Source organism: Actinomadura sp. BRA 177 (assembly GCF_013372625.1).
Taxonomy (GTDB): Bacteria; Actinomycetota; Actinomycetes; order Streptosporangiales; family Streptosporangiaceae; genus Spirillospora.
Genome location: NZ_JABXFD010000172.1, coordinates 1 through 2,361, shown reverse-complemented (window position 1 = coordinate 2,361; position 2,361 = coordinate 1). Strand labels below are relative to the sequence as shown.

At 71.6% G+C, this 2,361-nt stretch carries 3 protein-coding genes; all 3 read left to right on the top strand.

All coding sequences use genetic code 11. From position 1 onward, the window contains the following. Nucleotides 1-612 (top strand): hypothetical protein (locus tag HUX53_RS05775; RefSeq protein WP_217919123.1); only part of this gene is annotated, 612 nt, incomplete at its 5' end. A 115-nt stretch (nucleotides 613-727) separates the two neighbouring features. Further along, nucleotides 728-910: a hypothetical protein gene (locus tag HUX53_RS05770; RefSeq protein ID WP_131941232.1), complete on the top strand. Its 183-nt coding sequence runs from the start codon at nucleotides 728-730 to the stop codon at nucleotides 908-910. A gap of 113 nt (nucleotides 911-1,023) precedes the next feature. Continuing rightward, a partial coding sequence (locus tag HUX53_RS05765) for a flotillin family protein (RefSeq protein WP_176402130.1) occupies nucleotides 1,024-2,361 on the top strand: 1,338 nt, incomplete at its 3' end.

The following is a 2,361-nucleotide window of genomic DNA, read 5'->3' as shown; positions in this document are numbered from 1 at the left end:
GAGGTGCACAGCACGGCTCGGGCGGAGGTGGCGGGGATCGGGTACACCTCTGATCAGCTGGCGCAGGCGCTGCTCGGGGAGGCGCCCGGGTATCGGCGGGCCGGGGAGCCCGATTCGGGGGAGTACGGGTCGCTGAAGGCCATTCAGAACGCGGCCAGGTTGCAGCGCGAGACGACGCTGGACAAGCCGCGGTGCGGGACGGGGCGTCCCGGCGGCACCGTGGCGGGGGACGTCCCGGCGGCGCTGGTGTCGTTCACCGGCAGCGCCGGGCAGACCGCCACCGAGACGCTGATGGGGATGTCCGCCGCCGACGCGGAGAAGCAGGTCAACGCGCGCGTCCCGTCCGGGTGCCTGAAGTTCCGCACGAAGATCGGCTCGACGTGGGCCGAGCACCGGGTCGTGGAGGCGCCCAAGGGCGAGATCGGCGAGGGGTCCCGCACCGTCGGCGTCAGCACGACCAGCGGGGACGCGCGGACGCGGACCTGGTACGTCGTGTTCCGGGGCCGCCACTACCTCGCCACCATCACCGTCTTCGGCCCCGCCGTCACCCGGGCGGACGCCGAGCGGCTCGCCCGCGAGGCCCAGGCGCAGGCCGAACGCGTCCTGCCGTGAGTCACGCGGCTCGCGATTCGTCTCGTCCAGCGGATACGGTTCGCCTTACAACGGGGCGGAGGCCCCGAGCGCGTCGTTCCCAGCGGGGGTGTCCTTGATCGGTAAGGAGGGCCGGGTGACCGGCCGGATCGGACCGGGCCTCGTCGGCGAGGTCATGATCCCCATCCGCGGCGGTGTGGAGGCGTTCTACGCGCACCCCGTGAACCCGCAGGACGAGATCGGCGTCGGGACGATCGTCGTGGTGGTCGAGCACCACCCGCCCCGGACGGTCTACGTGGCGCCCGCGCTGCCCCAGTGAAATGGCGCGAACCGGCCACCCGCGGGGAGAACCGAACGCGCCGCCCGTGCGTCTGAGGGGAAACGCGGGCGGGCAGGTGCGCCGGCCGCACTGACATCTGAAGAGGAGGCGGTATGCCCGTGCTCGCCGTGGCGATCGGCGTCGTCGTCGCCATCATCGTGTTGGTCATCTTGTTCAAGATGGTCTGGCGGGTCGCCGAGCCGAACGAGGCGCTGATCATTTCCGGGCTCGGCGCCAAGTCCAAGCCGATCGACGGCGTGGACAGTCTCGGGTTCAAGATCGTGACGGGCAAGGGGACGTCCGTCCTGCCCGGCTTCCAGGTGTCGCGCCGGCTGCAGCTCGACAGCCGCGCCGCCAACCTCGAAGTGAACTGCGTGACGCAGCAGGGCATCCCGGTCAAGGTGCGCGGCGTGGTCATCTACAAGGTCGGGGACGACCTGGTCTCGATCGCCAACGCGGCGCGCCGGTTCCTTGAGCAGCAGTCGTCCATGGACGGCGCGATCCACGAGCTGTTCACCGGTCACCTGCGCTCCATCATCGGCAACCTCACCGTCGAGGACCTGATCCTCAACCGGGAGCGGCTCACGTCCGAGACGCGCAGCTCGGCGGCCGACGAGATGAGCAAGCTGGGCCTGGTCGTCGACTCCCTGCAGATCCAGGAGATCGACGACGAGACGGACTACATCGCGAACCTCGGCCGTCCGCATGCCGCGAAGGTGGCCGCCGCGGCCCGCATCGCGGAGGCCGAGCGCAACCAGGAGGCCACCGAGCGCGAGCAGGAGACCGAGCGGCAGAACGCCGCCGTCATCCGCGACACCGAGATGAAGAAGGCCGAGTACGAGGGCCAGGTCCAGCAGGCCGCGCAGCAGGCCCGGCAGGAGGTCATCCTCAAGGAGACCCGCAACGCCGAGCTGGAGGCCGAGCGCACCGAGAAGCGCCTGGAGAGCGAGATCCGCAAGCCCGCGGACGCGCGCGCGTACGAGCAGGTGAAGCTGGCCGAGGCCGAGCGCGAGGAGCGCATCTCCTACGCCCAGGCCGCGGCGACCGAGGTGCAGCTGAAGGCGCAGCGGGAGTCGGAGGCCATCCGGCTGCTCGGTGAGGCCGAGGCCGACGCGACCCGGCAGAAGGGCCTCGCCGAGGCCGAGGCGATCAAGGCCCGCGCGGAGGCGCTGGCCGAGAACACCGACGCCGTCATCGCGCAGCAGCTCGCCGAGCAGTGGCCGCAGATCGTCGAGGCCGGCGCGGGCGTGTTCGGCAACGTCGACAACATGGTCGTGCTCAACGGCGCCGAGGGCGTCGAGGACATGCTCGCCAAGGCCCTCACGCTCGGCGGCACCGGCCTCGGCGTCGCCCGCCAGCTGCTCGCCAACCTCAACAACGCCCAGCCCGCCGCCAACGGCCACAACGGCCCCGCCCCGGCCGTCCCCGCCGGCGAGACCCCCCGCGAAGAC